Source organism: Streptomyces sp. NPDC002138 (assembly GCF_040296485.1).
Taxonomy (GTDB): Bacteria; Actinomycetota; Actinomycetes; order Streptomycetales; family Streptomycetaceae; genus Streptomyces.
In genome coordinates this window covers 1-25,353 of sequence record NZ_JBEOXE010000044.1, presented here as the reverse complement: position 1 = coordinate 25,353, position 25,353 = coordinate 1, and the positions used below count along the sequence as shown (strand labels likewise).

The following is a 25,353-nucleotide window of genomic DNA, read 5'->3' as shown; positions in this document are numbered from 1 at the left end:
ACTTCGGGTGGTGTGATTCAGCCACCGATCCTGACCAGCATCTTGCCCAGATTGTCCCCGCGGAGCATGCCCAGAAAGGCCTCCACCGTGTGCTCGAAGCCCTGGACAACAGTGGTGTCGGTGCCGATTCGGCCACTGCGCAGGTGCGGAACGAGGAAGTCCTCCAGCTCGTCCTGCAGATTGGTGTGATTGCGAACCAATACCCCTTCCAGCCGCAGCGACTTGTGTACGACCTCGAAGAGGTTGCGCGGCGCGGCGGGCGAGCGGTCGCCGTTGTACATCGAGATCGCGCCCACCCAGGCGATCCGGCCGTACTCCCGCAGGGCGTCGATCGCGCCCTCCAGGTGGTCGCCGCCGACGTTGTCCACGTACACGTCGATGCCGTCCGGGGCGGCCGCGGCGAGCTGCTCGCCGACCGGACCGTCGTGGTAGTCGAAGGCCGCGTCGAAGCCCAGGGTTCCGGTCAGGTGGGCCACCTTGGCCGCGGAGCCCGCGCTGCCGATGATCCGGCGCGCGCCGAGCAGCCGGGCGATGTGCCCGGTGGCGGCGCCGACCCCGCCCGCGGCGGCGGAGACGAACAGGTCCTCGCCCGCGCGCAGTGCGGCCGTGCGGGTCAGCGCGGCGTAGGCGGTCAGGCCGGTGCCGCCGAGGATGCTCAGGTAGGCCTCGAGCGGGATCCCCTCGTGGCCGCGCAGCACGCGGGTCCCGGCCACGCCGCGGGTGACGAGCGCGTGCGTGCGCCAGCCCTCCCGGTGGAAGACCAGGTCGCCCTCGCGCAGCCCCGGGTCGCGGGAGGCGGTCACCCGGCCGACCGCTCGGCCCTCCAGCGGGGTGCCGAGCTCGAAGCCGCCCTCGCCGCCGTCCATCATCCCGCGGTGGTACGGGTCGACGGAGAGGAGCAGGTTCTCGACCAGGGCGGTGCCCGGCGCGGGGGAGGGGACGGGGGAGGCGGCGAGGCGGAAGTCGGCGGCGGTGGGGAAGCCGGTGGGGCGGGCGCTCTGGTGGACGGCGTATGCGGTCTGCGTGGTCATGATCACGAGGCTAGGAAGGAATCCCGGGGCCGGGCAGAGGGTTGCGTTCATGGATGGGAGCCATCCATGAACGACACTCATGGAACGAGGGGGGAGGCCCGTGGAGCTGTTGCCCCAGGAGCTCCGGGTGCTGGTCGCGGTCGCCGGAGCGGGGGGCTTCTCGGCCGCCGCTCAGACGCTGGGACTCACCCAGTCGGCCGTCTCCCACTCGGTGCGCGGCAGCGAGGCCAAGCTCGGCGTCGTCCTCTTCGAGCGCGGACGTACGGGCGCCAGGCCCACCCCCGCCGGGGAGCGCGCCGTCGCCCACGCCCGCAGGATCCTGCGCCTGTACGAGGTGATGGGCGCCGAGGCGCGCGGCGCCGGGCAGGACGCGGGGCGGGACGTGGTCGAGGGCCCGCTGCGCATCACCGCCTTCCGCAGCGCCGCCCTGCACCTGCTGCCGCCCGCCCTGGAGCGGCTGACCGCCCTGCACCCGGGCATCCGGCCGGAGGTGCGCGTGGTGCGCGAACTGGGGGCCGGCAGCGCGGGCGAGGTCGCCGCGGGCCGCGCCGACCTGGGCATCGCGACCCTGGGCGGGTCCGGCGCACTGCCGCCCGGCCTGCTCGCTGGGGTGCTCGTGGAGGAGGCGTACGCCCTGGTCCACCCGGCCGGGCACGCGGCTCCGCGGGAGCTGCCCCTGCTGGACTGGGACGAGAACTGCGGCTCGTACACCCGCGACTGGTGGCGGGCCCAGGACTGGATCCCGCGCGCCACGGTCAAGGCGGAGGACGACGCGATGGTGCTGACGATGGTCGGCCGCGGGCTGGGGATGGCGATCCTGCCCGAGCTGTCGCTGCGGGAGGCCACCGACGCCGTCGAGATCACCGACCTGGGGCCTGTGCGGCCCGTGCGGCAGGTGGGATACGTCACCACACCGGAATCCGCGTCGACCCTGGCCGTCCGGGCGTTGATCAGGGAACTCCGGGCCCAGAGGGGCTGAAACGGAGGGTGGACGCGGGATCGGGGGGGTCGAGGAGGGTCCGCCGCGGGTCCTTTCGGGCGGTTCGCCGTCTCAGATAGTAGGAAGTCCGAGTAACTGCGGAGACATACAGGGCGAGCTGGCCTAGCTTTGTAGGAGCCGAACGTCTCGCTGATCCAGCGAATGGCGGTCGAGAGCGTGCGCCCCGAGACAGGCAACCCCTGTGGCGCACCGCTCCCCGCCCCTTCCGGCGCCTTGGAGACCCCCCTCTCTTCTCAAGGAGTCGATCACCATGTCCGAGACCTCTGCCGTCCGCCGCGTCCGCCACGGCTCCCGCCCCGCCGACGCCGACCGCAAGAACGCCGCCGCCGCCCTCCAGCGCGCCCTCGACCGCCGTGACAACGGCGGCTCGACCGGCCACTGACCGGGTCCTCCCCGACGGGCCGCTGACCGGCCGTTCCCGACGGGCCACCGAATGGTTCTTCCCTGCTCACGACACGTCCCGTCCGCATGCTGGACGGGACATGTCGAGGACTGGGACTGGGAGTACGGTTTCGACATGGCGACCAGCATCAATCTCGCAGTGATCCCCGGTGACGGAATCGGCCAGGAAGTCGTGGCTCAGGGCCTCAAGGTCCTTACCGCGGTCCTGCCCGAGGACGTGAAGCTGGAGACCAAGGAATACGACCTCGGCGCCCAGCGCTGGCACCGCACCGGAGAGACCCTCCCCGAAGCGGAGCTGGAGGCCCTGGGGCAGCACGACGCGATCCTCCTCGGCGCCATCGGCGACCCCTCGGTCCCGTCCGGCGTGCTGGAGCGCGGGCTGCTGCTGAAGCTCCGCTTCGCCTTCGACCATTTCATCAACCTGCGGCCGTCGAAGCTGTTCCCCAACACCGCCACCCCGCTGGCGGGCCGTCCGGAGATCGACTTCGTCGTCGTCCGCGAGGGCACCGAGGGCCCGTACACCGGCAACGGCGGCTCGCTGCGCACCGGTACGCCCGCCGAGGTGGCCACCGAGGTCAGCGTCAACACGGCGTACGGCGTGGAGCGCGTGGTGCGCGACGCGTACGAGCGGGCCAACGCCCGCCCCCGCAAGAAGCTGACGCTGGTCCACAAGAACAACGTCCTCGTCTACGCCGGCCACCTGTGGAAGAACATCTTCGACACGGTCGGCACGGAGTACCCCGAGGTCACCACCGACTACCTGCACGTCGACGCCGCGACGATCTTCTTCGTCACCCAGCCCGAGCGCTTCGACGTCATCGTCACGGACAACCTCTTCGGTGACATCCTCACCGACCTGGCCGCCGCCGTGACCGGCGGAATCGGCCTGGCCGCCTCCGGGAACATCAACCCGACCGGCGCCTTCCCGTCCATGTTCGAGCCGGTCCACGGCTCGGCCCCGGACATCGCGGGCACCGGCAAGGCCGACCCCACCGCGACGATCCTCTCCGTCGCCCTCCTGCTGCGCCACCTGGGCTACGACGCCCAGGCCGCCCGCATCGAGGACGCGGTCACGGCCGACCTGGCCGAGCGCGACGGAACCTTCCGCAGCACGGACGCGATCGGCGACGCCCTCGTCGCACGAGTAGCCGGCTGACCCGGCAGTTCCACTTCCAGGAAGCCGTCGGGTCGCACACCGCACCCGGCGGCTTTTCCTGTACGGCCCCGGGTGCCACCATCTCCCCTGGGCCGCACAACACCCCGTTTCACCGAGGCCTCCCCTCGCGCGATAATCGAACGCGAGGCCGCGGAATACGGGGAAGCTCGGACGTCCTAGTACGCCGTGAGCGCGGTCCGCCCTACGAACCGGTGAAGGACAAGCACTCATGACGACGCCCACGATCGAGCTGAAGCCCTCCTCGACCCCCCTGTCCGACGCGGAGCGCGAGGCGATCCTGGCCAGCCCCGGCTTCGGCCGCCACTTCACCGATCACATGGTGACGATCAAGTGGACCGAGGGCCGCGGCTGGCACGACGCCGAGCTGGTCCCCTACGCGCCGCTGTCGATGGACCCGGCGAACATGACGCTGCACTACGCGCAGACGATCTTCGAAGGCCTCAAGGCCTACCAGCAGCCCGACGGCACCGTCTCCACCTTCCGCCCGGAGGCCAACGCCGAGCGGTTCCAGAAGTCCGCCCGCCGCATGGCCATGCCGGAACTGCCGACCGAGCTGTTCATCGCGGCGTGCGACGCGCTCATCAAGCAGGACCGCGCCTGGGTGCCGGACTCCGGTGAGGCCTCGCTGTACCTGCGCCCGTTCATGTTCGCCAGCGAGGTCGGCCTCGGTGTCCGCCCGGCGAACGAGTTCCTCTTCATGGTCATCGCCTCCCCGGCCGGCGCCTACTTCCCCGGTGGCGTCAAGCCCGTCTCCGTCTGGCTCTCCGAGGAGTACGTCCGCGCCGTCAAGGGCGGCACCGGCGCGGCCAAGACCGGCGGCAACTACGCGGCCTCCCTCGTGGCCCAGGCCCAGGCGGCCTCGCACGGCTGCGACCAGGTGGTCTGGCTCGACGCCGTCGAGCACCGCTGGATCGAGGAGATGGGCGGCATGAACCTGTACTTCGTGTACGGGGAAGAGGACGGCACGCAGCGGATCGTCACGCCCGAGCTGACCGGCTCGCTCCTGCCCGGCATCACCCGCGACTCCCTCCTCACCATCGCCCGCGACCTCGGCTACACCGCCGAAGAGGGCCGCATCAGCACCGAGGACTGGAAGCGGGACAACGAGAACGGCACCCTCACCGAGGTGTTCGCCTGCGGCACCGCCGCCGTCATCACCCCGGTCGGCTCGGTCAAGTCCGAGCGCGCCAACTGGACCCAGGGCGACGGCGAGCCCGGCGAGGTCACCATGAAGCTCCGCAAGGCGCTCCTCGACCTCCAGACCGGCCGCGCCGCCGACACCCACGGCTGGATGCACCCGCTCGGCTAGGACGGCCTCCCGCTCCCGTACGTACGACGGCCCGCGCTCCCGGAATCCCGGGGCGCGGGCCGTTCGTGTGCCGCGGGAGGGTCAGGCGGTGACCGGCTCCTCGGCGGGGGCCGCTTCCCCGGCGGGGGCCGGGGTGCGCGCGGGCCCGGTGCGGGCGGTCAGCGCCGTGTAGACGAGGCCTCCGGCCAGCCCCGAGAAGATGAAGGAGCAGTCCACCCCGCCGGTCAGGGCGAGCAGCGGCCCCTCGTAGAAGGGGGTGCTCACGGCGAGCAGACCCACGCCCGCGCCGATCACCCAGGACGCGGTGGCGCGCAGGTTCCAGCCCGCGCGGTACCAGTAGATCCCGCCCACCGCGCGGCGGTTGAAGACCTGCAGGGCGTCGGCGTCGTACTGCCCCCGGCATCGGACGAAGCCGATCAGGGTGATCACGGCCCACGGGGTGCCGATCGCGGTCAGCACCAGCACGAAGGAGGTCATCGCGGACTGCACGTTCCACTCGAAGGAGCCGACGAAGACGAAGGCGGTGGCGACGGCGGCGGCGATCACGGTGGCCCGGGTGCGGGTGGCCCGGGGGATGATCGCGTCGAGGTCCAGGCCCATGGAGTACAGCATCAGCCCGGCGTTGCCCACCGAGCCGGCCGCGGCGGCGGCGAGCAGCGGGACCAGGTACCAGAAGGGCGACGCGGCCACGAGCGGCCCGGCGTAGTCGTCGGCGCCGGCCTTGGCGGCGAGGGCCGTGTAGGTGCCGAACAGCTGCGGTATCAGCAGGCCGATCAGCAGGCCGAGGCCGGTGGCCCAGAGCACCTTGCGGGAGCTGTGCCGGCGCGGGGAGACGTACCGGGTGTAGTCGCCGAGCAGGGTGATGAAGGCGACGGGGCCGCTGAGCCCGGCGGCGACGGCGGCGAGCAGCCAGGTCGGCCAGAAGGAGCCGAGGAGGTAGGAGGTCTCCGCCGCGGTGGTGGTGAAGTCGGGGGCGTAGGCGTAGAGGCCGATCGCCAGCAGGACCACCATGCCGATGGAGAGGATCTTGCTCATGCGCAGCAGGAGGCGGTAGCCGAAGACGGCTCCGACGACCGTGCACGCGGCGAGCACGCCGTACATCGCGGCCCGCGAGACGCCGGTGTCCGGCAGTCCGGTGAGCCGGGACAGGGCGCCCACCATCACGTCGCCGCCGATCCACAGCGTCAGGGCGGTGTAGCCGAGCGAGAGCAGCAGGCCCACGACGGAGCCGACGAGCCGGCCGCGGACGCCGAACTGGGCGCCGCTGGAGGTGGAGAGGTTGGTCGCCGTGCGCAGTGAGACCAGCGCCAGCGGCGCGGTGACGGCGATTCCGACGAGCGTGCCGGTCACGATGGCGGTGACCGACGGCCACAGACCCAGTCCGAAGGACGGGGGCAGCCAGCCGAAGACGATCACACCGAGGCAGAGATTGGATCCGAGGAGGATCGAGATCAGGTCACGGGGACCGCTCGTTCGCTCCTCCTCCGGGATGGTGTCGACTCCGCGCTGTTCGATGGGCATGGGGGGACTCCCTTGGCAGGGCGGGGGGCGGCGATGCAATGTTTGAGCGACATTCAATGTGACCCAAGGCCTGCTCCCAGGTCAATGCTTCACTGCTGGGAAATGAAGAGTTAGAGTGATGCTCTAACCCATCGACTCAAAAGGTGGTGGATCGGCGTGCGGCTGACCCCTACGGAGCGCGACCGGCTGCTGCTCCGCAGCGCTGCGGAACTGGCCAGGGCCCGACGGGCCCGCGGGCTCAAGCTCAACGTCCCGGAGGCCACCGCGCTCGTCGCGGACACGGTCTGCGAGGCCGCCCGCGACGGCAAGCGCCTGGCGGAGGCCATCGAGGAAGCCCGCTCCGTGCTGGGCCCCGACGACGTCCTGCCCGGCGTCAGCGACGTGGTCACCGAGGTGCACGTGGAGGCCGTCTTCGACGACGGATCCCGCCTCGCGGTGGTCTCGTCACCGATCCGGGGCGCCGTCGGCCTCGGCGAGCACGCGCCGGGCGCGGTCGTACCGGGCCCGGGCGCGCCCCAGCCGGAGCCCGCCGTGCACCTGCACGTGCGCAACACGGCCTCCGTGCCGGTCAGCGTCACCTCCCACTTCCACTTCTTCGAGGCCAACCCGCGCCTGGACTTCGACCGCGCCGCCGCCTACGGCATGCGGCTGTGCGTCCCCGCGGGGTCCTCGGTCCGCTTCGACCCGGGCGGCGCGGCCGAGGTCGGGCTGGTCCCGATCGGCGGCGAGCGCATCGCCATCGGGTTCGCCGGGCTGGTGGACGGCCCGCTCGACGCCCCGGGCGCCAAGGCCGAGGCCCTGCGCCGGGCGGCCGCCTGCGGCTACCTCGGGACCGGAGCCCCCGGGGTCGCCAGGGCCGCCGAAACCACCGGGGCCGCCGAGAGCACCGACGTCACGGACGGAGACCAGGCGTGAGCAAGCAGACCCGGCACAGCGACCACTGCGCCCCCGGCAGCCGCCACATCGACCCGCACGAGTACGCCTCCGTCTTCGGCCCCCGGGCCGGCGACCGCGTGCGGCTCGGCGACTCCGGCCTCACCGTGCGGGTCGAGCACGACGCCCAGAAGCCGGGCGACGAGTTCCTGGCCGGTTTCGGCAAGACCGCCCGGGACGGCCTGCATCTGAAGGCCGCGGCCGTCCGCGAGACCTGTGACGTCGTCATCAGCAACGTCCTGGTCATCGACGCGGTCCTCGGCATCCGCAAGGTGTCGATCGGCATCCGCGAGGGCCGCATCCACGCCATCGGGCGCGCCGGGAACCCGGACACCCTGGACGGGGTGGACGTGGTGGTCGGCACGGGCACCTCCATCGTCTCCGGCGAAGGCATGATCGCCACCGCCGGAGCCGTGGACACCCACGTCCACCTGCTCTCCCCACGGATCATGGAGGCCTCGCTCGCGGCGGGCGTCACCACGATCATCGGCCAGGAGTTCGGCCCGGTCTGGGGCGTCGGCGTCAACTCCCCGTGGGCGCTGAAGCACGCCTTCAACGCCTTCGACGCCTGGCCCGTCAACATCGGCTTCCTCGCCCGCGGCTCCTCCTCCCACGACGCCCCCCTCATCGAGGCCCTCGCCGAGGGCGGCGCGTCCGGCTTCAAGGTCCACGAGGACATGGGCGCCCACACCCGCGCCCTGGACACCGCCCTGCGCGTGGCCGAGGAGTACGACGTACAGGTCGCCCTGCACAGCGACGGCCTGAACGAGTGCCTCTCCGTCGAGGACACCCTGCGCGTCCTGGACGGGCGCACCATCCACGCCTTCCACATCGAGGGCTGCGGCGGCGGCCACGTCCCCAACGTGCTCAAGATGGCGGGCGTCCCCAACGTCATCGGGTCCTCGACCAACCCGACGCTGCCCTTCGGCCGGGACGCGGTCGCCGAGCACTACGGCATGATCGTCTCCGTCCACGACCTCAAGCCCGACCTCCCCGGGGACGCGGCCATGGCCCGCGACCGGATCCGCGCGGGCACCATGGGAGCCGAGGACGTCCTGCACGACCTGGGCGCCATCGGCATCACCTCCTCCGACGCCCAGGGCATGGGCCGCGCGGGCGAGACCATCCGCCGCACCTTCGCCATGGCCGCGAAGATGAAGGGCGAGCTGGGCCCGCTGGAGGGCGACGGCGAGGGCGACGACAACGCCCGCGTGCTGCGCTACATGGCCAAGCTGACCATCAACCCGGCCATCGCCCACGGCCTGGCCCACGAGATCGGCTCCATCGAGGTCGGCAAGCTCGCCGACATCGTGCTGTGGCGCCCGCAGTTCTTCGGCGCGAAGCCGCAGCTCGTCCTGAAGTCCGGTTTCCCGGCCTACGGGGTCACCGGCGATCCCAACGCGGCCACCGACACCTGCGAACCCCTCGTCCTCGGGCCGCAGTTCGGCTCGTACGGCGCCACCGCCGCCGACATCTCCGTCGCCTTCGTCTCGGCCGCCGCCGCGGCGCTCGGCAGCGACGAGATGCCCACCCGCAGGCGCCGGGTCGCCGTCCGCGGCACCCGCGGCATCGGACCCAAGGACCTCCTCCTCAACTCCCGGGTGGGCGCGGTCGACGTGGACGCGCGCAGCGGGCTCGTCAGCCTCGACGGTGACCCGCTGCGCTCCGAAGCGGCCGACTCCGTGTCGCTGAACCGCCTGTACTTCCTCTGATCCGCCCGCCCCGCCCCGCCGAGCCCCCGCCCGGCCCCCGCACCACCCCGCAGCCCGGAAGGACCCCCTCATGACCGCCACGCCCGCCTGCCCCGCCTCCGACGGGTTCCGCATGCCCCCCGAGTGGGCTCCCCACGAGCGCACCTGGATGGCCTGGCCCAGCCCGAACCCGACCTTCACCAACGAGCGGGAGCTGGCCGAGGCCCGGGAGGCCTGGGGCGCCGTCGCCCGCGCCGTGCGCGGCTTCGAGCCGCTGACCCTGGTCGTCGCGCCCGGCGACGCCGACAGCGCCCGCGCGATCGTCGGGGACGACGTCGAGCTGGTCGAGCGCGAGCTGGACGACGCCTGGATGCGGGACATCGGCCCGACCTTCGTCACCAACGACGCGGGCGAGCTGGCGGCGGTGGACTGGACCTTCAACGGCTGGGGCGCCCAGGAGTGGGCCCGCTGGGAGCACGACTCGAAGATCGCCCGCCACGTCTCCGACCTGGCCGGCACCCGGACGTACAGCACCCCGCTCGTCAACGAGGGCGGCGCGATCCACGTCGACGGCGAGGGTACGGTCCTGCTCACCGACACCGTGCAGCTGGGCGCGGGCCGCAACCCCGGCTGGACCCGGGAGCAGGTCGAGCGGGAGGTCCACGCCCACCTGGGCACCACCAAGGCGATCTGGCTGCCCTACGGCCTGGCCGGTGACTACGGCACCTACGGCACCCAGGGCCACGTGGACATCGTCGCCGCCTTCGCCCGCCCCGGCGTGGTGCTGGTGCATACCCAGCCCGACCCGGCGCACCCCGACCACGAGCGCTGCAAGCTGATCGCGGCCCTGCTGCGCGGCCAGACGGACGCCCGGGGGCGCCGCCTGGAGGTCGTCGAGGTGCCCGCGCCGACCGTCCTGGAGGAGGACGGCGAGTGGGTCGACTACTCCTACATCAACCACTACCTGTGCAACGGCGGCGTGGTGCTGTGCTCCTTCGACGACCCGCGCGACGAGGAGGCCGCCGAGATCTTCCGCGGACTGTTCCCCGAGCGGACCGTGCGACTGGTTGACGCGCGTACGATTTTCGCCGGGGGTGGCGGTATCCACTGCATCACCCAGCAGCAGCCGAAGGCCTGACCTGCGGCGGACGGTAAGGAGTGGCCCATGGTGGCCGGAGGGGTACGCGCGCGGAAGAACGCGCCGCCGCGCGAGGACGTACTCGTCGCCGCCATGGCCACGATCGCCGAGCGCGGCCTGGAGGGCCTGACCATGGCCGGCCTGGGCCGCCAGGTCGGCATGAGCAGCGGCCACCTCCTCTACTACTTCCGCAGCAAGGACGAACTCCTCCTGCAGACCCTGGAGTGGAGCGAGTCCGCCCTCGGCGACGAGCGGCGCGCCCTGCTCTCCCGCCGCGGCCCGGTCCGCGAGCGGCTCCAGGCGTACGTCGACCTGTACGTGCCCCTCGGCGCCCGCGATCCGCACTGGACGCTGTGGATGGAGGTCTGGAACCGCTCCCAGAACGCCGGGCCCGAGGAGCGCGACCGCCAGGCCGCCATCGAGGGCGCCTGGCACCGCGACCTGGTGGCCCTGCTCGCCGAGGGCGTCTCGCGCGGGGAGTTCCGGCGGGTGGACCCCGACCGGTTCGGGGCCCGGCTGCGGGCGCTGCTGGACGGGTTCAGCATCCAGCTGGCCGTGGGCCTGCCCGGGATCGGGCGCGCCGACATCCTGGCGCACGTCGGGGAATTCCTCGATGAGGCGCTCGTATCCCCGGACACGGCACCACCGCTGACCGGATCCTGAGACGGCCCGCTCGCGGGGCGGGACGTGTGGCAGACTGCGGGCGTGCTTGCTCAGCCCATGATTATCGGCAGCAGCGCGCCGGTCCGCAGTGACCGCTGAGACCGCGGAAGAACTTCGCGGCAGCGGCATCGTGCCCCAGACCCGCGCGCAGACCTCTCGCACCCGCGAGGGGTCTTTTCGTTTCCCGGCCCCATTCCTGCCGGGAGCGGACCGCGCGCGATGATGGGGGCAAGCGACGGCGGCCTTCCCCCGGGCGGGAATCCGGAGCCACTCATCCGACAGGAGTCAGATCAGCATGACGACGACAGAGGCGACAGAGGCGAGCGCGGTCCTCGACGACGGCTTCCATGTCTTCGACACCACGCTGCGCGACGGAGCGCAGCGCGAGGGCATCAACCTCACCGTCGCGGACAAGCTGACGATCGCCCGGCACCTGGACGACTTCGGCGTGGGCTTCATCGAGGGCGGCTGGCCGGGCGCCAACCCCCGCGACACGGAGTTCTTCGCCCGCGCCCGCACCGAGATCGACTTCCAGCACGCCCAGCTGGTCGCCTTCGGCGCGACCCGCCGCGCGGGCGGTTCGGCGGCCGAGGACCCGCAGGTCCGCGCCCTGCTGGAGTCGGGGGCGCCGGTCGTCACGCTGGTGGCCAAGTCCCACGACCGGCACGTCGAGCTGGCCCTGCGCACCACCCTGGACGAGAACCTCGCCATGGTCCGGGACACCGTCTCCTACCTGCGCGAGCAGGGCCGGCGGGTGTTCGTGGACTGCGAGCACTTCTTCGACGGCTACCGCGCCAACCCCGCCTACGCGAAGTCCGTCGTGCGCGCCGCGCACGAGGCCGGGGCCGACGTGGTCATCCTCTGCGACACCAACGGCGGCATGCTGCCCGCCCAGGTGGGCGCCGTCGTCGCCACCGTCCTCGCCGACACCGGAGCACGCCTGGGGATCCACGCCCAGGACGACACGGGCTGCGCGGTCGCCAACACCCTCGCCGCCGTCGACGCGGGCGCCACCCACGTCCAGTGCACGGCCAACGGCTACGGCGAGCGCGTGGGCAACGCCAACCTCTTCCCGGTCGTCGCCGCGCTGGAGATCAAGTACGGCCGTACGGTCCTGCCCGCGGGCGCGCTGGCCGAGATGACCCGGATCTCGCACGCCATCGCCGAGGTCGTCAACCTCACCCCCTCCACCCACCAGCCCTACGTCGGTGTCTCCGCCTTCGCGCACAAGGCGGGGCTGCACGCCTCGGCGATCAAGGTCGACCCGGACCTCTACCAGCACATCGACCCCGAGCGGGTCGGCAACACCATGCGGATGCTGGTCTCCGACATGGCCGGGCGCGCCTCGATCGAGCTGAAGGGCAAGGAGCTGGGCGTCGACCTCGGCGGGGACCGCGCCCTGATCTCCCGGGTGGTCGAGCGGGTCAAGGAGCGCGAGCTGGCGGGCTACACCTTCGAAGCCGCCGACGCCTCCTTCGAGCTGCTGCTGCGGGCCGAGGTCGAGGGCCGGGCGCGCAAGTACTTCCGTACCGAGTCCTGGCGCGCGATCGTCGAGGACCGCCCCGACGGCACGCACGCGAACGAGGCCACGGTGAAGCTGTGGGCCAAGGGCGAGCGCATCGTCGCCACCGCCGAGGGCAACGGCCCGGTCAACGCGCTCGACCGGGCGCTGCGGGTGGCGCTGGAGCGCTTCTACCCCCAGCTCGCCAAGTTCGAGCTGATCGACTACAAGGTCCGCATCCTCGAGGGCAAGCACGGCACGGACTCCACCACCCGCGTACTGATCGCCACGACCGACGGCCACCGCGAATGGTCCACGGTGGGCGTGGGGACGAACGTGATCGCGGCGTCCTGGCAGGCCCTGGAGGACGCCTTCACCTACGGCCTGCTGCGCGCGGGAGTGGAGCCGGCGGAGTAGTCCCCGGGCGGCGGGGAGCGCGGTACGGGGGCCCGGCGACGGGCCCCCGAGCCTTATGTCCAGCTCACACGGGAAATGACCGGTTCGGGTACCGTCGTGACCATGAGGACCAGGCTGATATCCGCACTCTCCGGTCTGCTGCTGGCCCTGTCCGCGACCGCCCTCGTGGTCGCGCCGCAGGCGTCCGCCGCCACCGGCCCCGCCGCCGTCGCGGAGGCGCTCAAGAAGGGCCCGGTCTACGTCGACCCGCGCGCCGAGGCGCAGCTGCCGAAGGACCAGGCGGACGCCCTGGCGAAGAAGATCAAGGACGCGGACAAGCCCGTGTTCGTGGCGGTGCTGCCCGCGACCGCCGAGTTCCCGGCCGCCACCGTGCTGCGCACGGTGCGCACCGAGACCGGCATCACCGGGCTCTACGCGATCCGGCTCGGCGACGGCTTCAACGCCGCGGCCGACCGCACGGTCATGCCGGTCAACTCCGTCCGCAACCTCACCGACGCCGTCAAGGCGGGCGGCGCGGTGGACGCGGTCACCCAGCTCAACAACTTCGTCGACCAGGCCCTGTCCCAGACCAAGGGCGGCGCGCCGGCCTCCTGGGGCGGCTCCGGCTCGGACGGCGGGGGCGGTTCCGGCGCGCTGATCGGGCTGGGCGCGGTGGCGCTCGTCGGCGGCGGCGGTGCGTACGCGCTGGTGCGCCGCAACCGCAAGAAGAAGGAAGAGGAGGAGCGCGAGGCGATCCGCAAGCTCTCCGTGGTCGTCGACGAGGACATCACGGCCTTCGGCGAGGAGCTGGACCGGCTGGACTTCCACCCCGGTGAACCCGGCGCCGACGACGCCATGCGCAAGGACTACGAGCAGGGCCTCGACTCGTACGAGAAGGCCAAGCAGATCATGGCCTCGGTCCGGCACCCCGACGAGGTGCGGGGCGTGACCCAGGCACTGGAGGACGGCCGGTACGCGCTGGCCTCACTGGACGCGCGCCGCCAGGGCAAGCCCGTGCCCGAGCGCCGGGCGCCCTGCTTCTTCGACCCGCGCCACGGCGTGAGTACCGAGGACGCCGCATGGGCCCCGGCGGGCGGAGCTCCGCGGACCGTTCCCGTCTGCGCGGCGGACGCCGTCCGGCTGCGCGAGGGCGAGGACCCGGCGGTTCGTACGGTCGACACCGAGCACGGCCCGCGTCCGTACTACGACGCCGGCCCGGCGTACGGTCCCTGGGTCGGCGGCTACTTCGGCGGTGGCATGCTGCCCGGTCTGCTCATGGGCACGATGCTCGGTTCGATGATGATGTCCGGTCCCGCCTACGCCTCCGACATGGGAGGCGGTTTCGACGGCGGGGACGTCTCCGGCGCCGACTTCAACCCGTCCGACTTCGGCGGGGGAGACTTCGGAGGCGGTGGCGGTTTCGACGGTGGCGGCGGCGGCTTCGGGGGCGGCGACTTCTGAGCGTCGCCGCCGCCCCCGGGCCTGCCCGCCCACCGGGTCAGGCCTGCTTGATCGCGGAGATGTCGAAGGTCAGCTTGACCTTGTCGCTGACCATCACGCCACCGGCCTCCAGGGCCGCGTTCCAGGTCAGGCCCCAGTCGGAGCGCAGGATGGTGGCCGAGCCCTCGAAGCCCACGCGCTCGTTGCCGTAGACGTCCGTGGCGGATCCGTTGAACTCCAGGTCGATGGAGAGCGGCCGGGTGACGTCCTTGATCGTCAGGTCGCCCGTGATCCGGTACGTGTCACCGCCGAGCTGGGCCGCCTCGGTGGAGCGGAAGGTCATCAGCGGGAAGGCCTCGGCGTCGAAGAAGTCGCCGCCGCGCAGGTGGCCGTCGCGGTCGGCGATGCCCGTGTCGACAGAGGCGATCTTCACGTCGATGGAGGCCGTGGAGCGGGCCGGGTCGGCGCCGTCCAGGTGCAGGGTGCCCTCGTGGTCGGCGAAGGCGCCGCGGACGTTGGTCACCATGGCGTGGCGGACGGTGAAACCGATGCTGCTGTGGGCGGCGTCGATGACGTAGTCGCCGGTGAGCGCCGCCAGCGCCGGGTCCACCTCGCGGGTGGCGACGGCGGACGCGCCGGTGGTGTCGGTGGCGGTGTCCTGGCTGCGGCGGGTGAAGATACCCATGGTGTGACTCCTCGGTCGTGGCGCCCCGTCGGAGCGCGTCTCGTTGAAGCTCTTTTGTTCAATCTTCAACGAGAATGACGCTAGACCCATTCAGTTCAAATTTCAACCACCATGCGCCATGTTGACAGGTCTTTGTGGTGTCTCCACAAAGGACCAAGGTCCCAACTGGTGGAGTCCTCGCATGCTCGGGCCCTTCTGTCCGGGCCGGACAGCGGATCGGGCCGGAGACTGTGCGGAACCAACGGAGGGTTTTCGGGGGGCGGGTTCGTAAGGTCAGTACATGACCGTTGTGGACCAGACTTCGAGCGAGCCGACGGACGCTCGCGGCCGCGTGGCCGAGCTGCACGATCTGCGCGAGCAGGCGCGGCGCGGACCCAGTGACCGTGCGACCGAGGCGCAGCATGCCAAGGGCAAGCTGACGGCGCGGGAGCGCATCGCGCTCCTCCTCGATGCGGGCTCCTTCAAGGAGGTCGAGCAGCTGCGTCGGCACCGGGCCACCGGCTTCGGCCTGGAGGCGAAGAAGCCCTACACCGACGGTGTGATCACGGGCTGGGGCACGGTCGAGGGCCGCACGGTCTTCGTGTACGCCCACGACTTCCGGATCTTCGGTGGCGCGCTCGGCGAGGCCCACGCGGCGAAGATCCACAAGATCATGGACATGGCGATCGCGGCGGGTGCTCCGCTGGTCTCGCTGAACGACGGCGCGGGCGCCCGTATCCAGGAGGGCGTCTCGGCGCTCGCCGGATACGGCGGCATCTTCCAGCGCAACACCAGGGCCTCGGGTGTCATCCCGCAGATCTCGGTGATGCTGGGCCCGTGCGCCGGCGGCGCGGCCTACTCCCCGGCGCTGACCGACTTCGTGTTCATGGTCCGCGACACCTCGCAGATGTTCATCACCGGCCCGGACGTGGTCCGCGCGGTGACGGGCGAGGAGATCACGCAGAACGGTCTGGGCGGCGCGGACGTGCACGCCGAGACCTCGGGCGTCGCGCACTTCGCGTACGACGACGAGGAGACCTGCATCTCCGAGGTCCGCTACCTGATCTCCATGCTGCCCTCCAACAACCGGGAGAACCCCCCGGTCCACGAGAGCGCCGACCCCGCCGACCGCCGCTCCGACGTCCTGCTGGACCTCGTCCCGGCCGACGGCAACCGTCCGTACGACATGCTCAAGGTCATCGAGGAACTCGTCGACGAAGGCGACGTCCTGGAGATCCACGAGCGCTGGGCCCGCAACATCATCTGCGCGCTGGCGCGGATGGACGGCCAGGTCGTCGGCATCGTCGCGAACCAGCCCGGCCACCTCGCCGGCGTCCTGGACATCCACGCCTCCGAGAAGGCGGCGCGGTTCGTCCAGCTGTGCGACGCGTTCAACATTCCGATCATCACCCTCCTGGACGTCCCCGGCTTCCTGCCGGGCGTCGACCAGGAGCACGGCGGCATCATCCGCCACGGCGCGAAGCTGCTGTACGCGTACTGCAACGCGACGGTGCCCCGGATCTCGCTGATCCTGCGCAAGGCCTACGGCGGCGCGTACATCGTCATGGACTCGCAGTCCATCGGAGCGGACCTCACCTACGCCTGGCCGACCAACGAGATCGCGGTCATGGGCGCGGAGGGCGCGGCCAACGTGATCTTCCGCAAGCAGATCGCCGACGCCGAGGACCCCGAAGCCATGCGCGCCCGCATGGTCAAGGAGTACAAGTCCGAGCTGATGCACCCGTACTACGCCGCCGAGCGCGGTCTCGTCGACGACGTCATCGACCCCGCCGAGACCCGCGAGGTCCTCGTCAGCGCCCTCGCGATGCTCCGCAACAAGCACGCCGATCTGCCGTCGCGCAAGCACGGCAACCCGCCCCAGTAGAAGCGAAGGAGACCTGCCACTCATGAGCCCCACCACCGACACCCTGCTGCGCGTCGAGAAGGGCCACGCCGAGCCCGAGGAGCTGGCCGCGATCACCGCGATCCTCCTCGCCCGCGCCGCCGCCACCCCCGAGGCCGCCCCGGTCCACACCACCGGCTCCACCGCCCGCTGGCGCCGCCTCGAGCGCACCCCGGGCTTCCGCGCCCCGCACAGCTGGCAGGGCTAGGTCCCCGCGCAAGGCCTCCCGCACTCGTCGCCGAGTGCGGGAGGCCTTTTTGTGTCCGTCCCCCCTGCGACCCGCACCACGCGAAAGGCCCCCCGCACTCGTCGCCGAGTGCGGGGGGCCTCTTCGTACGCGGTGGGGCGACTACCGCAGGCGCGCCATCAGCGCGTGCTCGACCAGAGTGATCAGGGCACTCTTGGCATCGCCGCGGTGGCGGGCGTCGGTGGTGATGATCGGGGCGTCGGGGCCGATCTGCAGGGCCTCGCGGACCTCTTCGGGGGTGTACGGCTGGTGCCCGTCGAAACCGTTCAGGGCGATCACGAAGGGCAGGCCGCTGTTCTCGAAGTAGTCGACGGCGGGGAAGCAGTCGGCGAGACGGCGGGTGTCGACGAGGACGACGGCGCCGATGGCGCCGCGCACGAGGTCGTCCCACATGAACCAGAAGCGGTCCTGTCCGGGGGTGCCGAACAGGTACAGGATCAGGTCCTGGTCCAGGGTGATGCGGCCGAAGTCCATGGCGACCGTGGTGGTCGTCTTGTCCCCGGTGTGGGTGAGATCGTCGATCCCCGCGGAAGCGGATGTCATCACGGCTTCGGTGCGCAGCGGGTTGATCTCGGAGACGGCGCCCACGAACGTGGTCTTGCCCACGCCGAAGCCACCCGCCACCACGATCTTCGCGGAGGTGGTGGAGCGAGTCGCTCCGCCACCGCCGCTAGAGCTTGCGAAGTCCACTGAGCACCCTTTCGAGCAGTGTCACGTCTGGCTGACCGCCGGCGGATTCGTCCCCGCCGGGCTGATGGATGGCGACAAGGCCCGCCTCCGCCAGGTCGGCGACGAGGATTCGGGCGACGCCGAGGGGGATGGAGAGAAGGGCCGAGATCTCGGCGACCGACTTGATCTCGATGCAGAGCCGGCAGATGCGCTGGTGCTCGGGCAACTGCCCTTGCAGGCGCGAGGGATCGGCCGTGGTGCTGACCAGCGCCTCGATGGCGAGCTGGTAGCGGGGCCGGGTCCGGCCGCCGGTCATGGCGTACGGACGCACCAGCGGGTTGTGCGCCTTGGGAGCCGGCGGCTGCGAAGACCGCTGCGGCTGCCGGGGCTGCTGGTGTTGCTGCGGGGGCGTGTAAGGCTGCTGCCGCTGCGGGGCCTGCGAGGGCTGCCCGTAAGGCTGTTGCGGGTAAGGCTGGTGCTCCGGCGCGGGCCGGCTGGGAGAGGAAGGGAAGTTGAAGCGGTTCTGGTCGTGTCCACCCTGCGGCTGCTGCGAGCCGCCATAGGGATGTCCTCCGTGGGGTGTTGTCACGTTTCCTCCTCCGACTCCAAGAACGCAGTACTCCCTGTGGAACCGCGCCACCGCACCCTATGGTGCGATGGCGCGAAACGCACTGCCTGTTTGCTAGTTGAGAAGACTGCCCTGGAGCTCCGCGCGAAGGTCCGGGGTGAGGACACTGCCCGCGCGGTCCACCAGGAGGGCCATCTCGTAGCCCACCAGGCCGATGTCGCACTCGGGGTGCGCGAGCACCGCGAGCGAGGATCCGTCGGACACCGACATCAGGAAGAGGAACCCGCGGTCCATCTCCACCACCGTCTGGTTGACGGCGCCGCCCTCGAAGATGCGGGAGGCACCCGCGGTCAGCGAGGTCAGTCCGGAGGCCACGGCCGCCAGCTGGTCGGCGCGGTCCCGCGGGAAGCCTTCCGACATGGCCAGAAGGAGGCCGTCGGCGGAGACCACCACCGTGTGGGACACCCCGGGGGTGTTGTCCACGAAGTTCGTGATCAACCAGTTCAGGTTCTGTGCCGCCTGGCTCATCGGGCTCACACTAACGCTCCTGGTCATAGCTGTTACTTGACTGCTCCGAACCCGCACTGCGTCCCTGCTCGACACCGCGGCGCAGGTTGCTCAGCCTGCCACGGACGTCCTCCGGGGCGCGGGAGACCTGTGGGCCCCCCTGCGGGGTCGATTCCGCCGCACCCTCGACCAGGTTGGCCTTGGGTACCCGCCGAGGGAGACCGGACGGGGTGACCCCGCCCGCCTTCGGCTCCTTGAGCTTTCCGGCCTGCTGCCAGCGTTCGTCGTTGCGCGAACGCCAGGACTCGGGACCTTCCGCTTCCTCCGGCGCCCGCTCCGATTCGGCGGGCTGCTGCTGACGCTGCGGCCGCTGCTCGAAGAGGGATCCGGAAGACTCCGTTTCCTTCTGCGCCGGCTGCCACTGCTGCTGGCTGCCACGACGCGGCAGACCCGCTCCGGTCAGGTGGTGACCAGCGTCGGCAGCGGTGTCCGGACGGTCGAAGCCTACGCGCTCCGGGGCCTGTTCGGGACCGGACGGTGATTCCGATTCGGTCCCGTAATTCTGCTGGTAGGCGGCCGGGTAGCTGTTCTGCTCCGGCCAGTCTGCCTGGTGGGACTGGGCTTCGTAGCCACCGTCGTAGGACTGCTCGGCCTGCGCGGGGTCCTGATACCCGGCCTCCGGATAGGCGTAACCGTCCTGCTGGTACGCGTCGTATCCGGCCTGCTGGGGGTAGCTGTCCTGGGGCGCGTACGAGGCGGCCTCGTAGCCCTGCTCGGGCTGCTGCTCGTATCCCTGGCCCGGGTACGGCTGGTAGCCGTGCTCCGGCTGGGGTTCCGGATACTCCTGCTGCGGCTGAGCCTGCTCCGCGTAGCCGACCTGCGCCTCCAGCGCGGCCCGCCGCTCGTCACGGCCCAGCGAGCGCCCCACCGGGTCCAGGGCGACCGGCTCGCCGTTCTGCCCGTCGGCCTGGGAACCCGGCCGACGGTCGTACTGCGAGTCGTCGAAGCCGAGCTCGGCGGCCGTGCGCAGGGGCGCGCTCTGCTGGAGCTGGCGCTGTTCCGGAATCATCTGCGAGACGGTGAAGTCGTCGTCGGGTATGCCCTCGCCACCACCACCGTGGGTGATCGCGTCCGGGAGCATGACCAGAGAGGTCGTACCGGCCTGCTCGCCCGAGGGGCGCAGCTGGACCCGGATGCCGTGCCGGTCCGACAGCCGCCCGACCACGAACAGACCCATGCGCTGCGAGATCGCGGCGTCCACGGTCGGCGGGTCCGCCAGCTTGTGGTTGATGTCCGCGAAGTCCTCGGCGGTGAGGCCGATGCCCTTGTCGTGGATCTCGATCATGACGCGGCCGTCGGGCAGACGGGTCGCGTTGACGCGGACCTTGGTCTGCGGGGAGGAGAAGGTGGTGGCGTTCTCCAGCAGCTCGGCGAGCAGGTGCACGAGGTCGGTCACGGCCTGGCCGTGGATCTCGGCCTCGGAGACGCCCGACAGCTCGATGCGCTCGTACTGCTCCACCTCGGAGGAGGCGGCGCGCAGGACGTCGACCAGCGGGACCGGCTGGTCCCAGCGGCGGCCCGGTTCCTCACCCGCGAGGATGAGGAGGTTCTCGCCGTTGCGACGCATACGGGTGGCCAGGTGGTCCAGCCGGAAGAGGTTCTCCAGCTGGTCCGGGTCGGCCTCGTTGTTCTCCAGGTCCGTGATGAGGGTCAGCTGGCCCTCGATCAGCGACTGGTTGCGCATGGAGAGGTTCGTGAAGATCGCGTTGACGTTGCCCCGCAGGAGCGCCTGCTCGGCGGCGAGCCGGACGGCTTCCCGGTGGACCTGGTCGAAGGCGCGGGCGACCTCGCCGATCTCGTCCAGGGAGTCGATCGGGATCGGCACCACCCGGGTGTCGACCTTGCCCGGGTCGGTCCGCGAGAGCTGGTCGACCAGCATCGGCAGGCGCTGCTCGGCCACGTCGAAGGCCGCGCTGCGCAGGCGGCGCATCGAGCGGCCCATCTGGCGGGCCATCATGCCCGCCAGGATGAAGGCGGCGAGCAGGGCCACGACCACGATCGCGCCGTTGATGATGGCGGCGTTGCGGGCGTCGTCGGAGATGACGATGGTGTCCTGGACGGCCTTGTCGAGGAGGTCCTTCTCGACCTCGGCGTAACCGTCGAACTTCGCGGTGGCGGCGGCCTGCCAGGCCAGCGGCGTGGTGCCGTTCGCGGCGAGCTTGGAGGGCTTGTCGCCCCCGGCTATCGCCTCGGTCATGCCCGTCAGCGGAGAACCGTTGACGACCGGCGGGGCCTTGAAGGGGGTACCGGCCTGCTGGGCCTGGGTCTGCGCCTCGGCGAGCTTGGCGGCGCCCAGGGCGGACCGCTTGCCCATGACCTCCTTCAGCTTGTCCGTGTCCGCCTCGGTACCGGCGGCGACGTACTCGCCGATCGCGATCTCTTCGAGGTAGGCGTAGGAGGAGAAGGCGACCAGCTGGGCCTTGCGGATCTCCTCGGTCTCGCTCGGACGGACGAGCAGGTGGGTGCCCACGGAACGCTGGAGCGAATTCGCGGCCTTGGCCAGCTCGATCGCGTAGACCATGCGGCCGTAGCTGGTGACGTTCCCGGTGCCCAGACCCAGCTCGTTGGAGAACTGCATGAGGTTGTGCTGGACGAGGAGGTAGCCCTCTTCGGTCGGGATGGGCCCGGCCGCCCTGGGGAGGTCCTTCTTCGGCGTCTCGGCGGCCGCGGCGTACGCGGTCTTGCGGATGACGTCGAGCTTTGGCTCCTCCACCTGGAAGAGTTCCAGGCGGCGCTCCAGGCCCTGCTTCTTCGGCATGCCCTTGACGGCTTCGGCGAACTTCGCCTTGGCCGTGTCGGTCGCCGTGTAGGCCTTGGTGACGACCTCGCTGGAACGCTCGCCCTTGAGGAGGGGCTCGGCGGTGAGGTCGCGCTCGTTGAGCAGCGCCTGGCCGTACTCGGCCGCGGCCTGGACGATGCGCGCGGTCTTCTCGGCGTCCTTCGCCTCGTTCCAGGTGTCGATGGAGCCCTTCACCTGGAAGCCGCCCATGACCAGTCCGACGAGGACCGGCACGAGCAGGATGGCGTTCAGCTTCGTCGGCACGCGCCAGTTGCGGGGCGCGAACTTACTGGTGCTGCCACCGCCGACGGGCGCGTCCACGGGTACGTCGAACGACGCACCCGCGCGCGGCGGCGGGGTGAAGTTGCCGCGCGCGGGTTCCTCCGCGGGGCTCGAATTGCTTCGCCTCACTCGACCAACAACCTCTCGGCGGTGCTACTAGCTAGTTCGTTGATTCCAGCACGGTTGACGGCCGTGTTCCAAACAGTTGAATCCGGCCATGCCCAGAACCTTATGCCCCGCATAAACCGGACATAAAGAGCAACCGACGGGAAAAACGGGGCGAGTTGTGAGCGGAGTGGTACCGCCCGAACGCACCGTGTGTCCGGCAGGTGACAATTCTCTGTCGAAACGTTATGAAAAGAGAGGGCGGGCCGTGTCGCATGACACAGCCCGCCCTCGACTCGCGCAGACGAACCCGTGTTACTTGAGGCGCGCCATCAACGCGTGCTCGACCAGAGTGATCAGCGCGCTCTTGGCATCCGCACGGTGACGGGCGTCGGTGGTGATGATCGGGGCGTCGGGCCCGATCTGCAGGGCCTCGCGCACCTCTTCGGGGGTGTACGGCTGGTGGCCCTCGAAGCCGTTGAGCGCCACGACGAAGGGGAGACCGCTGTTCTCGAAGTAGTCGACGGCCGGGAAGCAGTCGGCGAGACGGCGGGTGTCCACGAGCACGATCGCGCCGATGGCGCCGCGCACGAGGTCGTCCCACATGAACCAGAAGCGGTCCTGACCCGGCGTACCGAAGAGGTACAGGATCAGGTCCTGGTCCAGGGTGATGCGGCCGAAGTCCATGGCGACCGTGGTGGTCGTCTTGTCCCCCGTGTGGGTCAGGTCGTCGATGCCGGCGCTCGCGCTGGTCATCACGGCCTCGGTGCGCAGCGGGTTGATCTCGGAGACGGCACCCACGAACGTGGTCTTGCCCACGCCGAAGCCACCCGCCACCACGATCTTCGCGGAGGTGGTGGAGCGGGTCGCTCCGCCGCTGCTAGAGCTTGCGAAGTCCACTGAGCACCCTTTCGAGCAGCGTTACATCCGGCGTGCCGCCGGCCTCTCCATTGCCCGGCTGGTGGATGGCCACCATTCCGGCCTCCGCCAGGTCGGCGACGAGGATCCGGGCGACACCGAGCGGCATCGACAGCAGCGCGGACACTTCCGCGACCGACTTGACCTCGCGGCACAGTGTGCAGATGCGCTGGTGCTCGGGAAGCAGGCCCGACAGGTGCATCGGATCGGCGGTGGTGCTGACCAGCGCCTCTATGGCGAGCTGGTAGCGGGGCCGGGTCCGGCCACCGGTCATCGCGTAGGGGCGGACCAGCGGCTGGTCGCCTTCCGAGTACGACGGGTCGCCGTAGGCATCGGGATAGGCGGGGGGCGGGGTCATGGATCCTCCGGGCTGGACAGCAGTGGTCAACGTGCCGTCCGACGGGGCCGGTGGGGGGACGGGATGACGGCCAAACGGCGGTACTGGGTTCCGGGGCGGGGGCCCCGGTCTCCCGGCCGGCAGTACCGGCCGGCCGGGAGTGTTGGACGTCAGGTGAGGAGGCTGCCCTGCAGCTCCGCGCGCAGGTCCGGAGTGAGGACACTGCCGGCGCGGTCCACGAGGAGGGCCATTTCGTAGCCCACGAGGCCGATGTCGCACTCGGGGTGAGCGAGTACGGCCAGCGAGGATCCGTCGGAGACGGACATGAGGAAGAGGAACCCCCGGTCCATCTCCACCACGGTCTGGTTGACGGCGCCGCCCTCGAAGATGCGGGAGGCGCCGGCGGTCAGGGAGGTCAGCCCGGAGGCCACCGCGGCGAGCTGGTCCGCGCGGTCCCGGGGGAAGCCCTCGGACATGGCCAGAAGGAGGCCGTCGGCGGAGACCACCACCGTGTGGGACACCCCGGGGGTGTTGTCCACGAAGTTCGTGATCAACCAGTTCAGGTTCTGTGCCGCCTGGCTCATCGAACTCAACTATCGCTCCTGCTGGTAAGTGGGGTCGATGTGGTAACTGCCGGTCGCCGGGCCGGTGGTGCCGGCCTGACGGCCCTGCTGGATACCGCGCCGGAGGTTGGTGAGACGGCCGCGGACGTCGTCCGGGGCGCGCGAGACCTGCGGGCCCGCCTGGGCCTCGGCCTGCTGCTGCGCGGTACCCGCCACGAGGTTGGCCCGGGGCACCCGCCGGGGCAGGCCCGACGTGGTGATCCCGCCCGCGGCGGGCTGGCGCACGCGCTCGGCCTGCCGCATCAGCTCGTCGTTGGGGGAGGAGCGCCAGCTCACCGTGGGCGAGCCGGGTGCGGGGTTCTGCGCGGGCTCGGCCGCACGCTCCTGGCCGCGCTGCGGCAGGGGCTGCTGCGGGGAGGCGGGGACCGGGGTGGGGCCGGTCGGCAGCCCCTGCTGCGGCTGCTGGGGTACGCCCGGTGCCTGGCCGGGGGGCTGCTCGCCCTCCTGGCGGAACCAGTTCGACTCCAGGTTGTCGAAGAGCGGGGTCCGGCCGTCGCCCAGCTGCTGCGCCGGGGGCAGGGCCTCCGGCCGGCGGGACTGGGGCAGGCCCGGAGCCTGGCCGCCGGGCTGCTGCTGCGGCTGCTGGCCCTGGTAGTGCTGCGGGGCCTGCGGGCCGCCCTGGCCGCCCTGGTCGCCGTACCCGCCGACACCGGGACCGCCGGTCCGCGGCGCCGGGAAGTCGGGCCGCGGGAACTGGCCGGTGGAGGCCGGGTCCTGCGCCCCGCGTATGTCGGCGCGCTCGAACTGGCCGGTGGCCGAGGGGTCCTGGCGGCCGGGGAAGTCCGGACGGGCGAACTGGCCCGTGGCGGAGGGGTCCTGGGCGGCCGGGAAGTCGGGCCGGGCGAACTGGCCGGTGGAGGCCGGGTTCTGGACCGCGGGGAAGTCGGGACGCGGGAACTGGCCGGTGGCGGCCGGGTCCTGGGCGCCGCGCAGATCCGGCAGGGCGTACTGACCCGTGGACGCGGGGTCCTGGGGACCGCTGGTGCCCGGGCGGGCGAACTGGCCCGTCGTACCGGCGTCCCCGGAGCGGGGCATCGGGGCGTTGTAGTCCGGGCGGGCGAACTCGGCCGTGGAGCCGGGGCCCTGGACCTCGTCGTGCCCGCGCGGTACGTCCTGACCGCCTCGGCGGCCCTGGTCGCCGCCCCAGCTGGGGGCCGGCGGGAGCCCGGCGGACGCGGCGCTGCCGACGCCCGGGAGCTCCGGACGCGGCGCGCCACCGCGCGGCGGCAGCTGCGGCCGCACCCGCGGGGTCACCGGAGCGCCCTGCCCCTGCCCGGGCTGACCCGGGCCCTGGGGACGCTCGAAGCCGTTGTTGGCACCGGGGCCGCCGGGCGGCGTACCGGGACCGAACGGGTCGCTCTGCGGGAAGGCCGCGGTACCGGACTGCGTGGCACCGTTCGGGGCGCCGCCCGGACGGCCCTGGGGGCCGCCCACGGCGTAGTCGAAGGTGTCCTCGCCGACGGCCTCCACGACACCGGCGACGTCCCAG

22 protein-coding genes and 1 pseudogene are annotated in these 25,353 nt (G+C 71.5%); 12 read left to right on the top strand and 11 right to left on the bottom strand.

Translation table 11 applies throughout. From position 1 onward, the window contains the following. Positions 1-17 precede the first annotated feature (17 nt). Positions 18-1,031, bottom strand: coding sequence for an NADP-dependent oxidoreductase (locus ABT084_RS25910; RefSeq protein ID WP_351048410.1), 1,014 nt, complete (start codon positions 1,029-1,031; stop codon positions 18-20). Positions 1,032-1,131: 100 nt separating this feature from the next. Here ABT084_RS25910 and ABT084_RS25905 point away from each other — a divergent pair, with 100 nt between their 5' ends. From ABT084_RS25905 to ABT084_RS25890, 4 genes are all read left to right on the top strand, one after another. Beyond that, positions 1,132-2,010 carry a LysR family transcriptional regulator gene (locus tag ABT084_RS25905; RefSeq protein ID WP_502969202.1) on the top strand — a complete coding sequence of 293 codons (879 nt, stop codon included), beginning with the start codon at positions 1,132-1,134 and terminating at the stop codon, positions 2,008-2,010. 271 nt (positions 2,011-2,281) lie between these two features. After that, entirely contained in the window at positions 2,282-2,413 is a 132-nt protein-coding gene (locus tag ABT084_RS25900; protein ID WP_351048405.1) for a hypothetical protein, read from the top strand. A gap of 135 nt (positions 2,414-2,548) precedes the next feature. After that, on the top strand, positions 2,549-3,589 hold the full coding sequence (locus ABT084_RS25895) for a 3-isopropylmalate dehydrogenase (RefSeq protein ID WP_351048402.1): 1,041 nt from the start codon (positions 2,549-2,551) through the stop codon (positions 3,587-3,589). Between the two features lie 229 nt (positions 3,590-3,818). Next, the gene (locus tag ABT084_RS25890) at positions 3,819-4,919 is read left to right on the top strand and encodes a branched-chain amino acid aminotransferase (RefSeq protein WP_351048400.1); all 1,101 of its coding nucleotides are present in this window, start codon (positions 3,819-3,821) and stop codon (positions 4,917-4,919) included. Between the two features lie 81 nt (positions 4,920-5,000). Here the strand turns inward: ABT084_RS25890 and ABT084_RS25885 are convergent, their stop codons facing one another. Further along, positions 5,001-6,440, bottom strand: a complete 1,440-nt coding sequence (locus tag ABT084_RS25885; RefSeq protein WP_351048397.1) for a cytosine permease — start codon at positions 6,438-6,440, stop codon at positions 5,001-5,003. 156 nt (positions 6,441-6,596) lie between these two features. On the opposite strand from ABT084_RS25885, the gene ureA reads away from it, so the two are divergent. The 6 genes from ureA to ABT084_RS25855 all read left to right on the top strand — a co-directional run bounded on the left by ureA (position 6,597) and on the right by ABT084_RS25855 (position 14,223). Beyond that, complete coding sequence (gene ureA / locus ABT084_RS25880; RefSeq protein WP_351048394.1) at positions 6,597-7,355, top strand: urease subunit gamma; 759 nt, start codon at positions 6,597-6,599, stop codon at positions 7,353-7,355. Further along, positions 7,352-9,085, top strand: a complete 1,734-nt coding sequence (locus tag ABT084_RS25875) for an urease subunit alpha (RefSeq protein ID WP_351048392.1) — start codon at positions 7,352-7,354, stop codon at positions 9,083-9,085. The genes ureA and ABT084_RS25875 overlap by 4 nt, the downstream gene beginning before the upstream one ends. 70 nt (positions 9,086-9,155) lie before the next feature. Then, entirely contained in the window at positions 9,156-10,202 is a 1,047-nt protein-coding gene (locus ABT084_RS25870) for an agmatine deiminase family protein (protein ID WP_351048389.1), read from the top strand. 27 nt (positions 10,203-10,229) lie between these two features. Further along, complete coding sequence (locus tag ABT084_RS25865) at positions 10,230-10,865, top strand: TetR/AcrR family transcriptional regulator (RefSeq protein WP_351048386.1); 636 nt, start codon at positions 10,230-10,232, stop codon at positions 10,863-10,865. A 295-nt stretch (positions 10,866-11,160) separates the two neighbouring features. Further along, on the top strand, positions 11,161-12,783 hold the full coding sequence (gene cimA / locus ABT084_RS25860; protein ID WP_351048383.1) for a citramalate synthase: 1,623 nt from the start codon (positions 11,161-11,163) through the stop codon (positions 12,781-12,783). Between the two features lie 102 nt (positions 12,784-12,885). Next, positions 12,886-14,223, top strand: a complete 1,338-nt coding sequence (locus ABT084_RS25855) for a hypothetical protein (RefSeq protein WP_351048381.1) — start codon at positions 12,886-12,888, stop codon at positions 14,221-14,223. A gap of 37 nt (positions 14,224-14,260) precedes the next feature. On the opposite strand, the gene ABT084_RS25850 is transcribed toward ABT084_RS25855, so the two are convergent. Beyond that, a complete protein-coding gene (locus tag ABT084_RS25850) occupies positions 14,261-14,887 on the bottom strand; it encodes a YceI family protein (RefSeq protein ID WP_351048378.1) in 627 nt (208 codons plus the stop codon). Positions 14,888-15,167: 280 nt separating this feature from the next. Here ABT084_RS25850 and ABT084_RS25845 point away from each other — a divergent pair, with 280 nt between their 5' ends. Next, complete coding sequence (locus ABT084_RS25845) at positions 15,168-16,751, top strand: acyl-CoA carboxylase subunit beta (protein WP_351048375.1); 1,584 nt, start codon at positions 15,168-15,170, stop codon at positions 16,749-16,751. A gap of 22 nt (positions 16,752-16,773) precedes the next feature. Continuing rightward, positions 16,774-16,977: an acyl-CoA carboxylase subunit epsilon gene (locus ABT084_RS25840; protein WP_351048372.1), complete on the top strand. Its 204-nt coding sequence runs from the start codon at positions 16,774-16,776 to the stop codon at positions 16,975-16,977. A gap of 141 nt (positions 16,978-17,118) precedes the next feature. On the opposite strand, the gene ABT084_RS25835 is transcribed toward ABT084_RS25840, so the two are convergent. The 8 genes and pseudogenes from ABT084_RS25835 to ABT084_RS25800 all read right to left on the bottom strand — a co-directional run. Continuing rightward, positions 17,119-17,706, bottom strand: a complete 588-nt coding sequence (locus ABT084_RS25835) for a GTP-binding protein (RefSeq protein WP_351048370.1) — start codon at positions 17,704-17,706, stop codon at positions 17,119-17,121. After that, a complete protein-coding gene (locus tag ABT084_RS25830) occupies positions 17,687-18,274 on the bottom strand; it encodes a DUF742 domain-containing protein (RefSeq protein WP_351048368.1) in 588 nt (195 codons plus the stop codon). Before ABT084_RS25830 ends, ABT084_RS25835 begins: the two co-directional genes overlap by 20 nt. Positions 18,275-18,367: 93 nt before the next feature. Then, the gene (locus ABT084_RS25825; protein ID WP_319722215.1) at positions 18,368-18,781 is read right to left on the bottom strand and encodes a roadblock/LC7 domain-containing protein; all 414 of its coding nucleotides are present in this window, start codon (positions 18,779-18,781) and stop codon (positions 18,368-18,370) included. Between the two features lie 10 nt (positions 18,782-18,791). Continuing rightward, positions 18,792-22,010 (bottom strand): sensor histidine kinase, encoded by a 3,219-nt coding sequence (locus tag ABT084_RS25820; RefSeq protein ID WP_351048364.1) that lies wholly within the window; start codon positions 22,008-22,010, stop codon positions 18,792-18,794. Between the two features lie 291 nt (positions 22,011-22,301). Continuing rightward, the gene (locus ABT084_RS25815) at positions 22,302-22,886 is read right to left on the bottom strand and encodes a GTP-binding protein (protein WP_351048361.1); all 585 of its coding nucleotides are present in this window, start codon (positions 22,884-22,886) and stop codon (positions 22,302-22,304) included. Continuing rightward, a complete protein-coding gene (locus tag ABT084_RS25810) occupies positions 22,867-23,262 on the bottom strand; it encodes a DUF742 domain-containing protein (RefSeq protein ID WP_351048358.1) in 396 nt (131 codons plus the stop codon). Before ABT084_RS25810 ends, ABT084_RS25815 begins: the two co-directional genes overlap by 20 nt. A gap of 149 nt (positions 23,263-23,411) precedes the next feature. Next, a complete protein-coding gene (locus tag ABT084_RS25805; RefSeq protein ID WP_069922098.1) occupies positions 23,412-23,825 on the bottom strand; it encodes a roadblock/LC7 domain-containing protein in 414 nt (137 codons plus the stop codon). A 9-nt stretch (positions 23,826-23,834) separates the two neighbouring features. Next, positions 23,835-25,353, bottom strand: a pseudogene (locus tag ABT084_RS25800) (histidine kinase); the annotation flags it as partial.

Coding starts and splice junctions, on each gene's coding strand:
- ABT084_RS25910 (WP_351048410.1), bottom strand. CDS start 1,031: ATGACCACGCAGACCGCATACGCCGTCCACCAGAGCGCCCGCCCCACC.
- ABT084_RS25900 (WP_351048405.1), top strand. CDS start 2,282: ATGTCCGAGACCTCTGCCGTCCGCCGCGTCCGCCACGGCTCCCGCCCC.
- ABT084_RS25895 (WP_351048402.1), top strand. CDS start 2,549: ATGGCGACCAGCATCAATCTCGCAGTGATCCCCGGTGACGGAATCGGC.
- ABT084_RS25890 (WP_351048400.1), top strand. CDS start 3,819: ATGACGACGCCCACGATCGAGCTGAAGCCCTCCTCGACCCCCCTGTCC.
- ABT084_RS25885 (WP_351048397.1), bottom strand. CDS start 6,440: ATGCCCATCGAACAGCGCGGAGTCGACACCATCCCGGAGGAGGAGCGA.
- ABT084_RS25870 (WP_351048389.1), top strand. CDS start 9,156: ATGACCGCCACGCCCGCCTGCCCCGCCTCCGACGGGTTCCGCATGCCC.
- ABT084_RS25865 (WP_351048386.1), top strand. CDS start 10,230: ATGGTGGCCGGAGGGGTACGCGCGCGGAAGAACGCGCCGCCGCGCGAG.
- cimA (WP_351048383.1), top strand. CDS start 11,161: ATGACGACGACAGAGGCGACAGAGGCGAGCGCGGTCCTCGACGACGGC.
- ABT084_RS25855 (WP_351048381.1), top strand. CDS start 12,886: ATGAGGACCAGGCTGATATCCGCACTCTCCGGTCTGCTGCTGGCCCTG.
- ABT084_RS25850 (WP_351048378.1), bottom strand. CDS start 14,887: ATGGGTATCTTCACCCGCCGCAGCCAGGACACCGCCACCGACACCACC.
- ABT084_RS25845 (WP_351048375.1), top strand. CDS start 15,168: ATGACCGTTGTGGACCAGACTTCGAGCGAGCCGACGGACGCTCGCGGC.
- ABT084_RS25840 (WP_351048372.1), top strand. CDS start 16,774: ATGAGCCCCACCACCGACACCCTGCTGCGCGTCGAGAAGGGCCACGCC.
- ABT084_RS25825 (WP_319722215.1), bottom strand. CDS start 18,781: ATGAGCCAGGCGGCACAGAACCTGAACTGGTTGATCACGAACTTCGTG.
- ABT084_RS25810 (WP_351048358.1), bottom strand. CDS start 23,262: ATGACCCCGCCCCCCGCCTATCCCGATGCCTACGGCGACCCGTCGTAC.
- ABT084_RS25805 (WP_069922098.1), bottom strand. CDS start 23,825: ATGAGCCAGGCGGCACAGAACCTGAACTGGTTGATCACGAACTTCGTG.